Source organism: Streptomyces sp. SM10 (assembly GCF_002910915.1).
Lineage (GTDB): Bacteria > Actinomycetota > Actinomycetes > Streptomycetales > Streptomycetaceae > Streptomyces.
Map to the genome: position 1 here is coordinate 1 of NZ_NEUF01000052.1, position 16,077 is coordinate 16,077.

At 70.8% G+C, this 16,077-nt stretch carries 14 protein-coding genes and 2 tRNA genes; 3 read left to right on the forward strand and 13 right to left on the reverse strand.

Translation table 11 applies throughout. The features are described from left to right. Positions 1-332: 332 nt before the first annotated feature. The 3 genes from B9S57_RS06725 to leuS form a co-directional block, all read right to left on the reverse strand. Positions 333-1,178, reverse strand: coding sequence for a DegV family protein (locus B9S57_RS06725; RefSeq protein ID WP_103514638.1), 846 nt, complete (start codon positions 1,176-1,178; stop codon positions 333-335). Between the two features lie 201 nt (positions 1,179-1,379). After that, positions 1,380-2,072 carry a hypothetical protein gene (locus B9S57_RS06730; RefSeq protein ID WP_103514610.1) on the reverse strand — a complete coding sequence of 231 codons (693 nt, stop codon included), beginning with the start codon at positions 2,070-2,072 and terminating at the stop codon, positions 1,380-1,382. Between the two features lie 166 nt (positions 2,073-2,238). Beyond that, positions 2,239-5,112: a leucine--tRNA ligase gene (gene leuS, locus B9S57_RS06735; RefSeq protein ID WP_103514611.1), complete on the reverse strand. Its 2,874-nt coding sequence runs from the start codon at positions 5,110-5,112 to the stop codon at positions 2,239-2,241. Between the two features lie 485 nt (positions 5,113-5,597). Here leuS and B9S57_RS06740 point away from each other — a divergent pair, with 485 nt between their 5' ends. After that, positions 5,598-6,800 (forward strand): hypothetical protein, encoded by a 1,203-nt coding sequence (locus tag B9S57_RS06740; RefSeq protein ID WP_103514612.1) that lies wholly within the window; start codon positions 5,598-5,600, stop codon positions 6,798-6,800. Then, entirely contained in the window at positions 6,797-8,371 is a 1,575-nt protein-coding gene (locus tag B9S57_RS06745) for an NADH-quinone oxidoreductase subunit NuoF family protein (protein WP_103514613.1), read from the forward strand. Before B9S57_RS06740 ends, B9S57_RS06745 begins: the two co-directional genes overlap by 4 nt. Before the next feature lie 69 nt (positions 8,372-8,440). Here the strand turns inward: B9S57_RS06745 and B9S57_RS06750 are convergent. The 9 genes from B9S57_RS06750 to B9S57_RS34360 all read right to left on the reverse strand — a co-directional run bounded on the left by B9S57_RS06750 (position 8,441) and on the right by B9S57_RS34360 (position 13,495). Next, positions 8,441-8,513: transfer RNA gene (locus tag B9S57_RS06750), tRNA-Ala, on the reverse strand. 155 nt (positions 8,514-8,668) lie between these two features. After that, positions 8,669-8,902: a hypothetical protein gene (locus B9S57_RS06755; protein WP_056785441.1), complete on the reverse strand. Its 234-nt coding sequence runs from the start codon at positions 8,900-8,902 to the stop codon at positions 8,669-8,671. A gap of 424 nt (positions 8,903-9,326) precedes the next feature. Then, positions 9,327-9,399: transfer RNA gene (locus tag B9S57_RS06760), tRNA-Ala, on the reverse strand. 116 nt (positions 9,400-9,515) lie between these two features. Further along, positions 9,516-10,169 carry a histidine phosphatase family protein gene (locus B9S57_RS06765; protein WP_103514614.1) on the reverse strand — a complete coding sequence of 218 codons (654 nt, stop codon included), beginning with the start codon at positions 10,167-10,169 and terminating at the stop codon, positions 9,516-9,518. Next, positions 10,166-10,597 (reverse strand): ribosome silencing factor, encoded by a 432-nt coding sequence (rsfS, locus tag B9S57_RS06770; RefSeq protein ID WP_006124372.1) that lies wholly within the window; start codon positions 10,595-10,597, stop codon positions 10,166-10,168. Before rsfS ends, B9S57_RS06765 begins: the two co-directional genes overlap by 4 nt. 60 nt (positions 10,598-10,657) lie before the next feature. Beyond that, on the reverse strand, positions 10,658-12,421 hold the full coding sequence (locus B9S57_RS06775; protein WP_103514615.1) for an LCP family protein: 1,764 nt from the start codon (positions 12,419-12,421) through the stop codon (positions 10,658-10,660). 19 nt (positions 12,422-12,440) lie between these two features. After that, a complete protein-coding gene (nadD, locus tag B9S57_RS06780) occupies positions 12,441-13,058 on the reverse strand; it encodes a nicotinate-nucleotide adenylyltransferase (RefSeq protein ID WP_103514616.1) in 618 nt (205 codons plus the stop codon). A gap of 38 nt (positions 13,059-13,096) precedes the next feature. Beyond that, complete coding sequence (locus B9S57_RS34355) at positions 13,097-13,258, reverse strand: hypothetical protein (protein WP_181011256.1); 162 nt, start codon at positions 13,256-13,258, stop codon at positions 13,097-13,099. 84 nt (positions 13,259-13,342) lie between these two features. Continuing rightward, complete coding sequence (locus B9S57_RS34360; protein ID WP_181011257.1) at positions 13,343-13,495, reverse strand: hypothetical protein; 153 nt, start codon at positions 13,493-13,495, stop codon at positions 13,343-13,345. Between the two features lie 111 nt (positions 13,496-13,606). On the opposite strand from B9S57_RS34360, the gene B9S57_RS06785 reads away from it, so the two are divergent. Continuing rightward, a complete protein-coding gene (locus tag B9S57_RS06785) occupies positions 13,607-14,749 on the forward strand; it encodes a M48 family metallopeptidase (protein ID WP_103514617.1) in 1,143 nt (380 codons plus the stop codon). Here B9S57_RS06785 and B9S57_RS06790 read toward each other — a convergent pair. Further along, positions 14,679-15,803: a hypothetical protein gene (locus B9S57_RS06790; protein WP_103514618.1), complete on the reverse strand. Its 1,125-nt coding sequence runs from the start codon at positions 15,801-15,803 to the stop codon at positions 14,679-14,681. The genes B9S57_RS06785 and B9S57_RS06790 overlap by 71 nt on opposite strands. Positions 15,804-16,077: the final 274 nt, after the last annotated feature.

A 16,077-nucleotide genomic window follows, 5' to 3' on the forward strand; every position in this document is an offset into this window, starting at 1 on the left:
CCCGGCCCCGGCCCCGGCCCCGGCCCCGGCCCCGGCCCCGCGCGAGAGTCGATGTGCGCCGCGATGTGCGGCCCGGTGTGCGGGCGGGCCCATCGCCGCAGGTGCGGGCACATCCGCGATCCGGTGTCCCTGCGGATCCGCGATCCGGAACGCGATCGGGTCCGCGACAAAGCCGGGCGGGCCCTGCCGGTCGGTCGATGGGATCGCCGGGGAAAATGATCGGAAGGTCATGCCTCACGACGCTAGGCACTTCTGCGGAATTCCGCCGAGCCGCCCCAATTACGGTGGATAACTCTCCGGTTGTGGACAACCGCATCACCCGCCGGAGTGGATCAGCGCGGCGAGACCACCGCTCCCAGCAGCCCCGGACCGGTGTGTGCACCGATCACCGCACCGACCTCGCTCACATGCAGGTCGACCAGCCCCGGAACGCGGCCCCGCAGCCGCTCCGCCAGCCGCTCGGCCCCGTCCGGAGCGGCCAGATGATGGACCGCGATGTCCACGGCACCCGTGCCGGCCTGCGCGGCCACGATCTCCTCGAGCCGCGCGATCGCCTTGGACGCCGTCCGCACCTTCTCCAGCATCTCGATGCGGCCACCGTTGAGTTGGAGCAGCGGCTTCACCGCCAGGGCCGACCCCAGCAGCGCCTGCGCGGCCCCGATGCGCCCCCCGCGGCGCAGGTAGTCGAGGGTGTCGACGTAGAAGAACGCCGACGTTCCCGCCGCCCGCTTCTCAGCCGCCGCGACCGCCTCGTCCAGCCCACCGCCCCCCTCGGCGGCCTCGGCCGCCGCGAGCGCACAGAACCCCAGGGCCATGGCGACCATGCCGGTGTCGACCACTCGCACCGGCACCGGGGCGTCCTTCGCGGCGAGCACGGCGGCGTCGTACGTCCCGGAGAACTCGGCCGACAGATGGAGGGAGACGATGCCGGTGGCACCTTCCTCGGCCACGGCGCGATAGGCGGCGGCGAAGACTTCGGGGCTGGGCCGCGACGTGGTCACGGAGCGGCGCTTCTGCAGGGCCAGCGCCAGCGACCGAGCCGAGATCTCCGTGCCTTCCTCCAGGGCCTCATCCCCCAGGACGACGGTCAGCGGCACCGCCGTGATGCCGTGCCGTTCCATCGTCTGGTGCGGCAGGTAGGCCGTTGAATCGGTGACGATCGCGACATGGCGGGACATGAGCCGGAGATTACCTTCCGCGGCGGCGGCGCGGCAGCCCGGGACCGGCCTGCTGATCATTTCCGTCCGGTCCGGTGTCCGTCTTTGACGCGCCTGGGACTTTTCGGAGTGCTTCCGGACGCGTGCGCACCGCATCCGCGTTCCTCCCGGCCGGTGTCCGCCCCTCCGCGGAACGGCCGGTGTCCTCGCAGCGGGTGCGCGTCAGTTCGTGGTCTCCGGTCTGGCGGACTTCTGCCACGGATAGCCCGCGTGCAGCCGCGGATCAGGAGGGGTGAGTGACGGGGGCTGCTCCTGATCCGCGGGCCCGCTCCAGCTGTGCCCGGCCGTCGCGCGCGGTGCCGCCGGCTCCTCGGTCGTCCAGTGACGCAACGCCCCGGCCTCCAGGTCGATCTGCGCGTTGAGCGCGGCCAGGTCGTCGTCGGCGAACTGCCTCGCCCGGTCGCGCGCCGCCCAGCGCAGCGACTCCGCCGAGTGCGTGATGCGCTCCGTGCGCTCCCTCAGCCCGGGCAGGAGCGTGGCCACCGTCGCGCGGTCCGGCTCGCGCTCCAGGCGCTTGAGATCGTCGTCGAGCTCGCGTCCGTGCACGCTCAGCCGCTCGAAGAGCCCCAGCGACTCCGAGAGGGAGGCGTCCTCCGCGGCCCGGGCGTTCAGCGCGTCCTGAGTGGCCCGCATCGACGTACGCAGGGCGAGCCGCAGCTGCGCGAGCTCCCCGGGGACCCCCGGCTGTCCGTAGCTCTTGGCCCGCAGGGCGGTGTCCTCCACGGAACGGCGGGCCTGCGTGATCGTCCGGTCCACACCGCGCTTGGCCGCGCGCACCGCCTTGACTCCGGCGTACACCCCGAGCGCCATGAACGCGACGAACAGCAGCGTCAGGATCAGGAACACGGTTTCCATGAACGCCCCTCGGTTGTCGGATCGGCCGCCCGCGTGCGGTCACCCTCCTACCGTAAACGGAACGGGCAGGCCGAGGGTTCCACCGGAACCCCCAACCTGCCCGTAGGGGAAAGCCCTGGCACGTCCGCGCAAGCCCTGGCACGTCCGCCGGAGCGCCCCGGTGCCGTTACGCGGGAACGATGTTGACCAGCTTCGGCGCTCGCACGATCACCTTGCGGATCCCGGCCCCGTCCAGCGCGGCGACGACGTTCTCGTCGGCCAGGGCCAGCGCCTCGAGCTCCTCGTCCGAGATCGCAGGAGAGATCTCCAGACGCGCCCTGACCTTGCCCTTGATCTGCACCACACAGGTCACGGTCTCGTCCACGACGTACGCGGGGTCGGCGGCCGGGAAGTCCTGGTGCACGACGGACTCCGTGTGGCCCAGCCGGCGCCACAGCTCCTCCGCCACGTGCGGCGCCAGCGGGGCGATCAGCAGCACCAGCCGCTCGGCCACCGACCGGGACAGCGGGCCGCCGGTCTTCGTCAGGTGGTTGTTCAGCTCGGTGACTTTGGCGATGGCCGTGTTGAACCGCATCCCGGCCATGTCCTGGCCGACACCGTCGATGGCCTTGTGCAGCGCCCGCAGGGTCCCGTCGTCGGGCTCGGTGTCCACGACGGTGACCTCACCGGTCTCCTCGTCGACGACGTTGCGCCACAGTCGCTGCAGCAGCCTGTACTGGCCGACCACGGCCCGGGTGTCCCAGGGACGGGAGACGTCCAGCGGGCCCATCGCCATCTCGTACAGCCGCAGGGTGTCGGCCCCGTACTCGCCACAGATCTCGTCGGGCGTCACGGCGTTCTTCAGGGACTTGCCCATCTTGCCCAGCACACGGCTGACCTTCTCGTCACCGTGGTAGTACGCCCCGTCGCGCTCCTCGACCTCGGCCGCCGGTACCGCGATACCGCGGCTGTCCCGGTAGACGAACGCCTGGATCATGCCCTGGTTGTACAGCTTGTGGAACGGCTCGGCGGACGAGATGTGCCCCAGGTCGTGCAGCACCTTGGACCAGAAGCGCGCGTACAGCAGGTGCAGCACCGCGTGCTCGGCGCCGCCGACGTACAGGTCGACACCGCCGGTCGGCTGTCCTTCGCGCGGTCCCATCCAGTACTGCTCGATCGCCGGGTCGACCAGCCGCTGGTCGTTGTTCGGGTCCAGGTAGCGCAGCTCGTACCAGCAGGAACCCGCCCAGTTGGGCATGGTGTTGGTCTCGCGTCGGTAGTTCCGCGGGCCGGCGCCGTCGCCCAGGTCCAGGGTGACGTTGACCCAGTCGGCGTTCCGGGACAGCGGGGTCTCGGGCTGGGTGTCGGCGTCCTCCGGGTCGAAGGTCCGCGGCGAGTAGTCCTCGACCTCGGGCAGCTCCAGCGGCAGCATCGACTCGGGCAGCGGGTGGGCGATGCCCTCCTCGTCGTAGACGATCGGGAAGGGCTCGCCCCAGTAGCGCTGGCGGCTGAACAGCCAGTCGCGCAGCCGGAAGTTGACGGTGCCCTCGCCGACGCCGTGCTCCTGCAGCCACTCGGTGATCTTCGCCTTGGCCTCGACGACGCCCAGGCCGTCCAGCGAGATCTCCCCGTTGGCGGAGTTGACCAGCTTCGCCTCGTAGGAGCCGAACGCGTCCTCCCACGTCGCGGGGTCCAGTCCGCGGTCGTCCGACGGTTCGACGACGCAGCGCATCGGCAGCTCGAAGGCGCGCGCGAAGGCGAAGTCGCGCGCGTCGTGCGCCGGTACGGCCATGATCGCGCCGGTGCCGTAGCCCATCAGGACGTAGTCGGCGATGAAGACGGGAACCTTCTGGCCGCTGACCGGGTTGGTCGCGTAGGCACCGGTGAAGACACCGGTCTTGTCCTTCGCCTCGGCCTGCCGCTCCACGTCGGACTTGGCCGCGGCCTGCTTGCGGTACGCGGTGACGGCCTCGGCGGGGTTCGCGTGACCACCGGTCCAGACGGGGTGGGTGCCCTCGGGCCAGGCGGCGGGGATGATCCGCTCGACCAGCTCGTGCTCGGGCGCCAGCACCATGTAGGTGGCACCGAACAGGGTGTCCTGCCGGGTGGTGAAGACGGTGATGTCGCCGGCCCCGTCGACCGGGAAGTCGACCCGCGCACCCTCGGACCGGCCGATCCAGTTGCGCTGCTGCAGCTTGATGGCCTCGGGCCAGTCCAGCCCGTCCAGGTCGTCCAGCAGGCGGTCCGCATAGGCGGTGATGCGCATGTTCCACTGACGCAGCTCGGCCTTGAAGACCGGGAAGTTGCCCCGCTCGGAGCGGCCGTCGGCCGTCACCTCTTCGTTGGCCAGGACGGTGCCCAGGCCCGGCGACCAGTTGACGGGCGCGTCCGAGGCGTACGCCAGGCGGTACCGCCCCAGGATGTCGGCGCGGTCGGCGGCGCTCAGCGCACTCCACTCCCGGCCGCCGGGGACCGCGCGCTCACCGCTCTCGAACTGGGCGACCAGCTCGGCGATCGGGCGTGCCCGGTCGGCCTCGGTGTCGTACCAGGAGTTGAAGATCTGCAGGAAGATCCACTGGGTCCACTTGTAGTAGTCCGCGTCGATCGTGGCGAAGGAGCGGCGCTTGTCGTGGCCCAGGCCCAGCCGGCGCAGCTGGACCTTCATGTTCTCCATGTTGGCCTCGGTGGAGGCCCGCGGGTGTGTGCCCGTCTGCACGGCGTACTGCTCCGCCGGCAGGCCGAAGGCGTCGAAGCCCAGCGTGTGCAGGACGTTGTGCCCGGTCATCCGCTGGTGGCGGGCGTAGACGTCGGTGGCGATGTAGCCCAGCGGATGGCCGACGTGCAGACCTGCCCCCGAGGGGTACGGGAACATGTCCATGATGAACTTCTTGGGCTTGGCGGCCAGCTCGGATCCGTCCGCCAGGTCACCGGTCGGGTTCGGCGCCTCGTACGTCCCCTCGGCGTCCCAGAAGTCCTGCCAGCGTGCCTCGATGTCGGCGGCCATCGCTGCCGTGTAGCGGTGCGGCGCGGCCACCTCGGCCGCGGTGTTCGTCTCGCTCATGATCCTCAAAGCTCCATCGATCGTCATCTGCCGGCGCCCACGTCTACGGACACACGTCTACGGAAACGAAAAATCCCCTCGCACAGGAGGGGACGCCGCGCCGAGTCCGACCAGGCGTTCTCACCGGTCGGGAAGGATCAGCGCGGCTCGCTAAGCAGAAGGCGTACGGCACGCATGGCGTCAGGGTACCGCACGGGCCCGGAGCCCGGCCCGGCACATTCGTCCTCCGAGGGGCCGGACACACCCTCTCCCCGGAGGGTCGGACCGCACGCCATCCGCGCGAACCTTCCACACGACCCACACACTCCGGAGGTTACTCCGCGTACTGCCCTCTATCGGGGCAACAACTCAAACCCCGTACCGGTCGGTAGACGGCGACCTAGCATGCGGCAACGGGACCGCTTTGCCGAGCCATTCGGAGTCGCCCCCCCATGAACCCTCATCGCAGGATCCGTTCGTCCCCCACCCTCAGCCCCGACCGAGGAATGAGCCGCCCGGTCCAGGGTGGGCTCACCGTCGCGGCGCTCGTTCTCATCCCTCTGCTCGCCGTCGCGGGGAGCGACGGCATGCGTGCCGCGTTCGACTTCACCACCGGTGTCCTGACGCTCGTCTCGCTCACCGCGGCCGTCGCCTGGGGCCTGCTGGCCACCGACCGGCTGTTCCTCTCGACCCGTCAGCGACTGGTCTGCCAAGCCGTCCACCGGGCCGCCGCGGTCACCTCGCTCGGCTTCCTCCTGCTGCACGGCACGGTCAAGGTGGCCCTCGGCCACGTCGGTCTGCTCGGTGCCCTCATACCGTTCGGCACCGGCGTGAGCGGCACCGCGGGCCTCATCGGGTTCGGCTCACTGGCCGGACTGCTGATGATCACCACTGCGGCGACGGGTGCCGTGCGGAGCGCCTTCGCCACCCCGGGCAGGATCGCCGGCCGCTGGCGCGCGCTGCATGCCCTGGCCTACCCGGCCTGGTGTTTCGCACTGGTGCACGGCCTGTACGCCGGCCGGCCGCCCGCAACCTGGGTCGTCGTGATGTACATGCTCTGCGTGGCCGCGGTGGCCGCCGCACTCGGCCTGCGCCTGCTGCCCGACCCTGCCAAGCGCCTGCTCACCAGCCTGATCGGCGACCTGATCGGCACGGACGTCCCGCCGTCGGCGTCGGACCCGGTCATACGGCCCTCCCCCGCCCCGGAACACGCGTCTCAGCCGTCCGGCCGAGGCCTGCCGCCCGACGCGCCCGGCTGGGGTGACGACGACCGCGGGATACGCGGCACCCCTGTCCGCTCCCGGACGCTGGAGGCCCCCCTGCCCCCCGCTCCTCCCATGCCTCCCGCCTACGAACCACCGGACCACGGAACGCGGCAGCCCTACCGTCAGCCCCCCTACGAACCCCCGCCGCGCAGTTCCGATCGTCTCGTTCCGGGTCCCGCACCGGCACCGGGCTCCCCGAACGGCATCTCCGCCGGCTACCGGGCCGTCGCCCGCCCGGCCGCCCGGCCGGCCCAGACGTCCGACGGCCGCTGGCCCACCCCGTCCCCCGCGCCTCCCGCCCAGTCGCTCAGGCCCGCGTACACCCCGCACCCGCCCAACGCCTTCACCCCGACCTCAGACCAGGAGACCGAGCAACTGCCGGGGCCGCTCTTTCCGCCCTCGGCAGGAGAGCCCTGGCACGCACCAGCAGGAGACCGACCGTGAACGTCCCCCTCCCCGATGTGCCGGAGGTCCGCGTCGTCGGACTCCCCCAGCTGACCACCGGCTTCGACCTTGTGGAGCGCCTCGACCTCGCCATGCACCTCAAGGTGCACGGCCCCCTCGAACCGATGACGGGCGAGCGGCTGGCCGCACTGGCCGAGTCCGTCTCGCTGCGCGGCCGCGGGGGCGCGGGCTTCCCCTTCGGGCGAAAGCTGCGCGCGGTCGCCAAGGCCTCCGTACGACGCGGAGTACGGCCCGTCGTCGTGATCAACGGAAGCGAGGGCGAGCCCGCCTGCCGCAAGGACACCGTGCTGCTCAACCGCGCCCCTCATCTCATCCTCGACGGTGCCCTCCTCGCCGCGGAGGCACTGGGCGCACGCACGCTGGTCGTGGCTGTCACACGCAACTCCACGGAGATGTCCGTCCGGTCCGCCCTGGCCGAACGCGGTCTCTCCGACCGCCGCGGCCAGCATCTGCGGGCCCGGGTGGTGCGTACGCCGGAGCGCATGGTCTCCGGGGAGGCCTCCGCGGTGATCCGGGCCGTGAACGGCGGCCCCGCCCTGCCACCGGGCCGCCGCGAACGCGCCGCGGAGTCCGGTGTGGCCGGCGCCCCGACCCTCCTGTCGAACGCCGAGACCTACGCGCAGCTCGCCGTCGCCGCACGGCTGGGCTCGCGCCGCTACGGCCACACAGGTCTGCCGGACGAGCCCGGCACGGTCCTGCTCACCGTCTCCGGGGCCGTGGCGCGCCCGATGGTGATCGAGGTGCCCACCGGTGTGCCACTGCGCTACGTCCTGCAGCTGGCCGGTGCCCCGCCGCTGCCCCAGGGCGTGCTGACCGGCGGCTACCACGGCAACTGGATCGACGCGATCGCCTCGCACGACGCCGTGGTCTCCCGAGCCTCCCTGGCCGCGGCAGGCGGTGCACTGGGCGCCGGTGCGATCCTGCCCATCGGGCCGGACACCTGCCCGATCGGTGAGTCACTGAGGATCGCGAACTGGCTGGCCGCCGAGACCGCGGGCCAGTGCGGCCCGTGCAAGCTGGGGCTCCCGGCCGCCGCCGGAGGCCTCTCGGACGTACTGAACGGTGGCGGTCCCGCCGCCCTGGAGGCCCTCCGCGAGGTGACCCAGGCCGTGAAGGGCCGCGGGGCGTGCAAACACCCGGACGGATCCGCCCGCTTCCTGTCGTCCACCCTCTCGGCGTTCACCGACGACCTGGCCGCACACGTCCTCGACGGCGGCTGCGGACGCGAAACGCTCGGGGTGCTGCCGCTGCCCTCCCCCGGCTACGAGGATCTGGAGGAGTCCATCCCGAGCGGCGAGAAGCTGGCGGTCGACTGGACGCTCTGCCAGGGCCACGGACTGTGCGCGGACATCGTGCCCGAGCTGATCAGGCTGGGACCCGACGGCTATCCGGCGCTCGCGGACGCCGCCGTCCCGATGCACCTGCGGGGCCGGGCCCAGCGTGCCGTACGGCGATGCCCCGCGCTGGCCCTCCGTATCGAGCAGGCGCCGGCCGAGCGCCCCGCACTCCCGAGCGCCCAGCGCAGAGCCCTGGGCAGCGGACGCGGCTGACCGGACACCTCCCGGACCGCGCACGACAAGAAGCGGGTCATCCGATTCGGATGACCCGCTTCCTCACTGTGGAGCTAAGGAGAATTGAACTCCTGACCTCCTGCATGCCATGCAGGCGCTCTACCAACTGAGCTATAGCCCCGTGTTGTTCTCCGCCCGGTTTCCCTGGCGACATCGAGAACATTACACGGTCCCCCCGGCCCATCAAAAATCGATTCCGGTCCGTCCGGATATGACCGGCCGGCACCGCCCTGACCAGCGGTTGCCCGGGCCGGGGCGACCGACCGAAGACCCCCGTCAGGCAGTGGCGAAGGAGTAGAACCGCTTGAGCGTGCAGTGCTCCTCCAGGAGCCGGCCGTAGATGGGCTCCCCCTCGAGCTCCCGGTACGTCTCGATGGGGTCGCCTTTTATGATCAGCGCCCGCGCGCACTCCTCGCACCAGTACTGGAAATCCGCGTTGACGGGGTCCATGTCCCGGACGATGGGCGTACCGCTGCCGCACCAGTCGCACTTCCGCCTGTGTGCACCCATCCCGGTCAGCTCCGGGGGTGGCCGCAGGCCGTGCAGGCGAAGGAGTGTTCCCGCGGGGCGCCGAGGGCCGGGGTGAGGGTGGAGCCGTGGGTCGCCGTGAGGGCAGAGGGCGGGCCCGGGACCCGTACGCGACTCGCAGGCATCGCGCTCCCTCCCGATCGGTCCGTCGCCCCCTCCGGCGCTCCGATTCTGCCATGGCGCCGCAAGAGGGTCAGCCCGATGACCGTCCCGCCCACCGCCTTTGTCCTGAAGCAAGGGCGCCCGGCAGGCCCGCGCACCTGCGAGGAAGCCCCCGGAGCGCCTCCTGGACCCTTGTCCCGGGCGGGCCAGGGCAGTTGGAGCGCGACGGCGCGGACCGGGGCGCAGGTTCGACATATCTGGCAAAAAAAGATCCCGCCCCCTGCCGGGGACGGGATCTTGACTGTGGAGCTAAGGAGAATTGAACTCCTGACCTCCTGCATGCCATGCAGGCGCTCTACCAACTGAGCTATAGCCCCGCTGTCCGCTGTGTTTCCCTGCGTTTCCGCGCTGCGAACAAGAAGAACTTTAGCCTGCGCCGAGCCGGAAAGTGAAATCCGGCCCCTGCCGCCCGGAGGGAACCCCCGGGCACCCGCTAATCGTCGTCCCCGAGCACCGGCTCGGGGAGTGTCCCGGCGTTGTGCTCGAGCAGGCGCCAGCCGCGCGCACCTTCGCCCAGCACGGACCAGCAGCAGTTGGAGAGCCCGCCGAGCCCCTCCCAGTGGTGGGCCTCGAGGCCGAGCAGACGGCCGATGGTCGTCCGGATCGTGCCGCCGTGGCTCACGACGACGAGCGTGCCCGCGTCGGGCAGCTTGCCGGCATGTTCCAGCACGACCGGGGCGGCTCGGTCGGCGACCTCGGTCTCCAGCTCGCCGCCGCCCCTGCGGACGGGCTCGCCGCGCTTCCAGGCGGCGTACTGCTCGCCGTACTGCCCGACGATCTCCTCGTGCGTGAGGCCCTGCCAGGCGCCCGCATACGTCTCACGCAGCGCGGAGTCGTGTGCGATGTCGAGGCCGGTCACCGAGGCGAGCTCGGCCGCCGTGGCCGCTGCCCGCCGCAGGTCGGACGCCACGATCGCGTCCGGCTGCAGCGAGGCGAGCAGCCTTGCGGCGCGGCGTGCCTGACCCACGCCGGTCTCCGTCAGCTCGATGTCCGTGGAGCCCTGGAAACGGCGCTCGAGATTCCACGCCGTCTGGCCGTGCCGCCAGAGGACGATCTTGCGGCCCCTGCCGCTCCTGCTGCCGTTCAGCTCTGATCACCTTCCGTGCCGCCGTTGAGCTGGGCGTGCTCCTCGGCCTTGCCCCGGGTCTTGACCGCGTCCTCCGGAAGGGCGATCTCGGGGCAGTCCTTCCACAGTCGCTCGAGCGCGTAGAACACACGCTCCTCGCTGTGCTGGACGTGGATCACGATGTCGACGTAGTCGAGAAGGATCCAGCGGGCGTCTCGGTCGCCCTCGCGGCGTACCGGCTTGGCGCCGAGCTCCTTCTGCAGCCGCTCCTCGATCTCGTCGACGATCGACTTGACCTGGCGGTCGTTGGGAGCCGAGGCCAGCAGGAAGGCGTCGGTGATCGACAGCACATCGCTGACGTCGTAGGCGATGATGTCGTGCGCGAGCCGGTCGGCCGCCGCCTGGGCGGCGGCGTTGATGAGCTCGATGGAGCGGTCCGTGGCGGTCACATGCAGGCTTTCGTCGGCGGTCAGATCGACCTCTAGGGTCTCACGGACCGCCGACAGCCCTTACGACGTCTGCTCGGGGATCTTGTAGTCCTGCCCGAGGACCACGGACACGTCGGCGTTCGCGGCGGGCTCGCCCTTCTTCACGGCCCCCTCCGACAGGCCCAGGGTCTTGGCGACCTCGACCGCCTTCGCCTTGTCCTCGGCCGCCCCGTAGACCACCTGGGACGAGACCGCGGCGTCCGCCTTGCCGCTGTCGACGAAGGCATAGCCGCCGTTGACCAGCTGGACCCTGGCGTGCTCCGTGCCCTTCGTGTCCCCCGTGGCGTTCCTGATGCCGACGCGTACCGCCGCGTCCTGGTCGGGGGCCTTCACCTTGCCGCCCAGGACGTCCTTCACGACGCTCTCGGTGGCCTTCTCGGTGAGCGTTCCGTCACTCTGGACCGGGAGCAGCTCCGTCTCGTAGTCCCCCACCTTGGCGTGCCCGGCGAGCTTCGCCAACGACGCGCCCAGGTCCTGCTCCGGCAGGGACGGGTCGAGGATCTGCGCGAGCGTCTCGATGGTGAGGGTCGCGGCCTTGGGGTCCTCCGACAGCTTGCGCAGCACACTGCGCATGACCTGCCCGAAGCGGATCAGCTGCTTGGCCTCCGGCTCGCCCGTGCCCTGGTAGGTGGCGTACGCGACGGCCATCTGGCCGCTCAGCGTCTGCCCCTCCCCCTTGCTCACGAGCGGTGCCGCGCCCTTCTTGGTGTCGGGCACGTCCGTGTCGGTGTCCACCTCGATGTTGCCGACGAGCTCGACGAGGTTCTCGAGGTAGGGGGTGTCCAGCCGCCAGGTGCCGCTGATGCTGGTGCCGAGCACGGTGTCGATCGCCTCGCGGGTCCCGGTGGAGCCGTCGTCGTCGACCGACTTGCCCAGGGTGGTGGTGGAACCGTCGTCCCCGGCCACGGCCAGCGAGTTGGGGAGCAGGACGGTGGCGCCCTGCTCGGTGGTGATGTTGTCCACGAGCAGCGCCGTGGAGGTGCCGCCCTTCTTCGTGTTGTGCAGGTGGACCACGATGACGTCCCGCTTCTGCGGGCCGGTCGCCGCGGCGCTCTGCTCGTCCTGCCCCGAGACCCCCGGGATCTTTCCGGCGAACCAGAGGTAGCCCGCTCCGCCGACGACCACGAGGGCCAGGACGACTATCAGCGCCACCATCCGGTTGTGCCCGCGCCGACGGGCCTCCTCGCGCCGCTCGCTGCGGCTCTCGGTGAATTTCAGCCAGTCGATGACGTCTTCGGAGTCCTCGTCGGGCTCCTCGATGAAGGCGAACTGCTCGGTGCCGTAGTCACGGTCGGCGCGGCGCTGCCCGGGGACGGCGGCGTCGGACTCCGGCTCGGGCTCGCGGCGCTGCTCCGGCACCGGCGGCCGCGGTGCGGCCGCCGGTGCCGCAGGGGCCTGGGGGGCGTTCCACTGCTGGGTGGAGTCCTCCATGGCGGGCACGGTACCGGTGTCGTGGCCGTACGTGCCCGTGTCGTAGGTGCTCGTGCCGTAACCGCCGTCGTCGTAGCCGTACCCGGGCTGCTGCGTGGGCGGTGCCTGCTGCTGGGCGTGCTGGGCGGTGTACGGGTCGTAGTACTGCTGCGCGCCCGCGTACGGGTCGTAGCCGTAGCCCTGCTGGGGCTGCCCGTCCTGCTGGGGCTGCTGGGGCTGCTGGGGCTGCTGCTGGGCGTACGGGTCGTACTGCTGCTGCCCCTGCTGCTGATAGACCGGCTGCCCGTACTCGTCGTAGCCGATGATCTGCGGCTGTTGCTGGTACGGGTCGTACGGACTCTGTCGGTCGTTCACAGGTGCCCCTCTCCGTGGCTCATTCGCCGCGGTACAGCTGGCGCTTGTCGATGTAACGGACGACGCCGTCCGGCACCAGGTACCAGACCGGCTCTCCCTGCGCGACCCTGGCGCGGCAGTCCGTGGACGAGATCGCCAGTGCGGGCACCTCCACCAGCGAGACCCCGCCCTCGGGGAGCCCGTCGTCCGTCAGTACATGGCCCGGCCGGGTCACACCGATGAAGTGGGAGAGCGAGAACAGTTCCTCGGCGTCCCGCCAGGTCAGGATCTGGGACAGGGCGTCGGCGCCGGTGATGAAGAAGAGGTCCGCGTCGCCGTGGGCCGTACGCAGGTCCCGCAGCGTATCGATCGTGTAGGTCGGACCGCCACGGTCGATGTCGCTGCGGCTCACCGAGAACTGCGGGTTGGACGCCGTCGCGATCACCGTCATGAGGTAGCGGTCCTCGGCCGGGGACACCTGCTTGTGACTCTTCTGCCACGGCTGCCCGGTCGGGACGAAGACGACCTCGTCGAGGTGGAAGTGGGCGGCCACTTCACTGGCCGCCACGAGGTGTCCGTGATGGATCGGGTCGAAGGTCCCGCCCATCACGCCGAGTCGGCGCTTGGCGCGGCCGGTAGGCACTTCCTGCTCTCCCATGCGTGCAGACCCTACTGGCACAACCGTTCGCCTCTGTCTCAGCGGTCTCGGTTGAAACGGGTGGTGATCCACAGCAGGAGCAGCAGCGCGAAGAGCGCGCCGCCACCGGTGAGGTACGGGCTGAGGCTTTCGTGGTTACCACCCTGCTCGCCTTCGGAGGCGAGGGTGACCAGCTGGTGCGCGGTGCTCGAGAGGCTCATCTTCTGCAGGACCTATCCATCGGGAATCAGGAGGGAGACGTCGCGCACATCGTATGCGGGCGCATTGGGCACGCTCACGCCGACTCAGTCGTTGTTGTCGTCGTTGCGGTATCCGCGAAGCAGGAACCAGGCGAGCAGGGCGGCTCCGACCAGTGAGACGAGCAGCACGACGCGCAGCGTGTTGCCAGGCCCCTGCTCCTCGGACACGGCGGCGAGCAAAACGGCGGTATGCGGCATTCCGGGCGCTCCTCAACGTTATCCACAGCCCCCCGCACACCGTAGCGCCAGCACATACGCTGGCTTCTGCCAGGGGGACGAGCGACGTCTCGTACGAACAGGGGGCCATCCATGACCGACACCAGTCACAAGAGCGTGCCGAGCAGGCACCGCAAGCGATTTCCGGGCATCTCCTCCCGGGCCTACGAACACCCGGCGGACCGCTCGGCCCTGGTGGCCCTGCGCAAGCTGAGCGGTTTCGACACCGTCTTCAAGGCGCTGAGCGGCCTGCTGCCCGAGCGCAGCCTGCGGCTGCTCTTCCTGTCGGACTCCGTCCGGGTGAGCGATGCACAGTTCGCCCACCTCAACGACATGCTGCGGGACGCCTGTTACATCCTGGACCTGAAGAAGGTCCCCCCGATGTACGTGAGCCAGGACCCGCAGCCCAACGCCATGTGCATCGGCCTCGACGAGCCGATCATCGTGGTGACGACCGGGCTGGTGGAGCTGCTCGACGAGGAGGAGATGCGGGCCGTCGTCGGCCACGAGGTGGGCCACGCGCTCTCCGGTCACGCGGTCTACCGCACGATATTGCTCTTCCTCACCAACCTCGCGCTCAAGGTGGCGTGGATTCCGCTCGGCAATGTCGCGATCATGGCGATCGTGACGGCACTGCGCGAGTGGTTCCGCAAGTCGGAGCTGTCGGCGGACCGGGCAGGACTTCTGGTGGGTCAGGATCTGCGTGCGTCGATGCGCGGCCTGATGAAGATCGCCGGAGGCAATCACCTCCACGAGATGAATGTGGACGCCTTCCTCGCCCAGGCCGACGAGTACGAGAAGGGCGGCGACCTCCGCGACTCCGTGCTCAAGATCCTCAACGTGCTGCCCCGCACGCACCCGTTCACCACGGTCCGGGCAGCCGAGCTGAAGAAGTGGTCGGAGACCCGGGATTTCCAGCGCGTCATGGACGGCCACTACCCCAAGCGGGACGAGGACAAGGACACATCGGTGACGGACTCCTTCCGTGAGTCCGCCGCGCACTACGCCGACACGGTCCGCACCAGCAAGGACCCGCTGATGAAGCTGGTCGGCGACATCGCGGGCGGGGCCGGCGACCTCGGCGGCAAGCTCCGGGACCGGTTCACCGGCACAGGCGGCGGCAACGGGAGCGGAGCGGGGAAGGGCGGAGCGCCGTCCTCGGACGCTACGGACGGCTCCGAGGGGACGTGGCGGCGTCCGGAGCCCGGGGAGGAGAGCCCGGACTCGGGGAGCTGACGGCCAGCGTGCCGCAGAGCCCCGCCGCGGGTACGCCCGTGGCGTAGGGATCGGTGCCCGACGGGCCCCGGGTGTCCGCGCGCTCTCCCGCGAGCAGTGGGCGCATGGCACCCGTGGCCCCGGCCGAGCAGGACTGGGGGCCGGCCTGGACATAGGCGCTGCGGACCTCCAGCCGGTGCAGCCGGATGTCTTCCCGGTCGAGCAGGAAGTGCAGCACGCGGCGCACGGTGAAGAGCGAGTCTCCGTCCGGCCGGTGGGGTCCCGACACGGTGGGCCGCAGCGCGTACGTGAAGGTGTGGTCGGACACCACCTCCAGGGCGTCCGCCCCCGCCTCCGCGTAGGAGAGGGTGCCCCGCACCCGGGTGTCGGGGGAGGCCAGCTCCACCTCCGCGGGGTCGAAGCGCACCAGCCAGCCGGTGGCGCTGTGGAGGCCGTCGTCGGCCGGTGACTCCATGCTCCGGTCGAACTGGGCCGTCTGGTCCGGGTCGAGCAGCCGCCCCACCGGCCGGACGACCCCGCCGGTGAGGACGTCGGGATCGAGGGAGGAGTTCACCAGGTAGTCCTTGACCGTGGTCAGGGCCATGGTCACCTGGCTGTCCGAGAAACTCTTCGTCCGCCGGACCGACGGCAGGTTGATGCCCGCGGCGCCGGTGCTGTGACCGGTGGCCGGACCCTCGGCGAGGAGCGACGCAGCGGTTCCACCGGGCACGGATCCCTGCGGGGCGAGTGGGACGACCGTGGTCTGGAGCGGTTCGGCACGTCGGCCGGCGGGTGTCGGGTAGGGGTTGCGGAAGCCGAGGTAGACGGCGGCCGCGAAGGCCAGCGCTATCAGCAGGACAAGCGCGATCCCGGCCCTGGAGCGGTACCGGCGGCTGCCGCGCCCCGGGAGGGAGCGTACGGCGTGCGCATGGTCGGCCATGCGCTCCTGGGCGGAGAACTCCTGCAGCCGGGCAGCGCGCACGAACGATTCGTCGAAGACGAGTGAGCGGTACTCGTCCTCCCCGCCCGAGGGGTTCTCGGGCGGCACCTCCGGCGGTTCTCCACGGCCTGTCATGACATCTCCCGATCTCCGCGCCACGGGCGGGGCGCTGGGATCCTCCCCGGGCCGTTCGGCGTCGGGCGGACCTGTCCGTCACGGGTTCGGCATAGGGACGATTCGGCACTCGGACACGTGGCCGACCCTCTTCCCGGGGACGGGGACGGGAGGAGGGGTCAGGGGGTCGTACCTTCAGATTGGGTCGATCGTCATCAAGGTAAACGCCCCGCAGGTGGGAGCGCAGGCGGAGCGCCGCCGGGAGGGGCGCCCCAGGGGAAACCGGCCCGCTCTA

Excerpts from the sequence above, each read along its gene's own strand:
- B9S57_RS06725 (WP_103514638.1), bottom strand. The coding sequence starts at position 1,178 with ATGTCCCGCCATGTCGCGATCGTCACCGATTCAACGGCCTACCTGCCG.
- B9S57_RS06730 (WP_103514610.1), bottom strand. The coding sequence starts at position 2,072 with ATGGAAACCGTGTTCCTGATCCTGACGCTGCTGTTCGTCGCGTTCATG.
- leuS (WP_103514611.1), bottom strand. The coding sequence starts at position 5,112 with ATGAGCGAGACGAACACCGCGGCCGAGGTGGCCGCGCCGCACCGCTAC.
- B9S57_RS06740 (WP_103514612.1), top strand. The coding sequence starts at position 5,598 with ATGAGCCGCCCGGTCCAGGGTGGGCTCACCGTCGCGGCGCTCGTTCTC.
- B9S57_RS06755 (WP_056785441.1), bottom strand. The coding sequence starts at position 8,902 with ATGGGTGCACACAGGCGGAAGTGCGACTGGTGCGGCAGCGGTACGCCC.
- nadD (WP_103514616.1), bottom strand. The coding sequence starts at position 13,058 with ATGGGAGAGCAGGAAGTGCCTACCGGCCGCGCCAAGCGCCGACTCGGC.
- B9S57_RS34355 (WP_181011256.1), bottom strand. The coding sequence starts at position 13,258 with ATGAGCCTCTCGAGCACCGCGCACCAGCTGGTCACCCTCGCCTCCGAA.
- B9S57_RS34360 (WP_181011257.1), bottom strand. The coding sequence starts at position 13,495 with ATGCCGCATACCGCCGTTTTGCTCGCCGCCGTGTCCGAGGAGCAGGGG.
- B9S57_RS06785 (WP_103514617.1), top strand. The coding sequence starts at position 13,607 with ATGACCGACACCAGTCACAAGAGCGTGCCGAGCAGGCACCGCAAGCGA.
- B9S57_RS06790 (WP_103514618.1), bottom strand. The coding sequence starts at position 15,803 with ATGACAGGCCGTGGAGAACCGCCGGAGGTGCCGCCCGAGAACCCCTCG.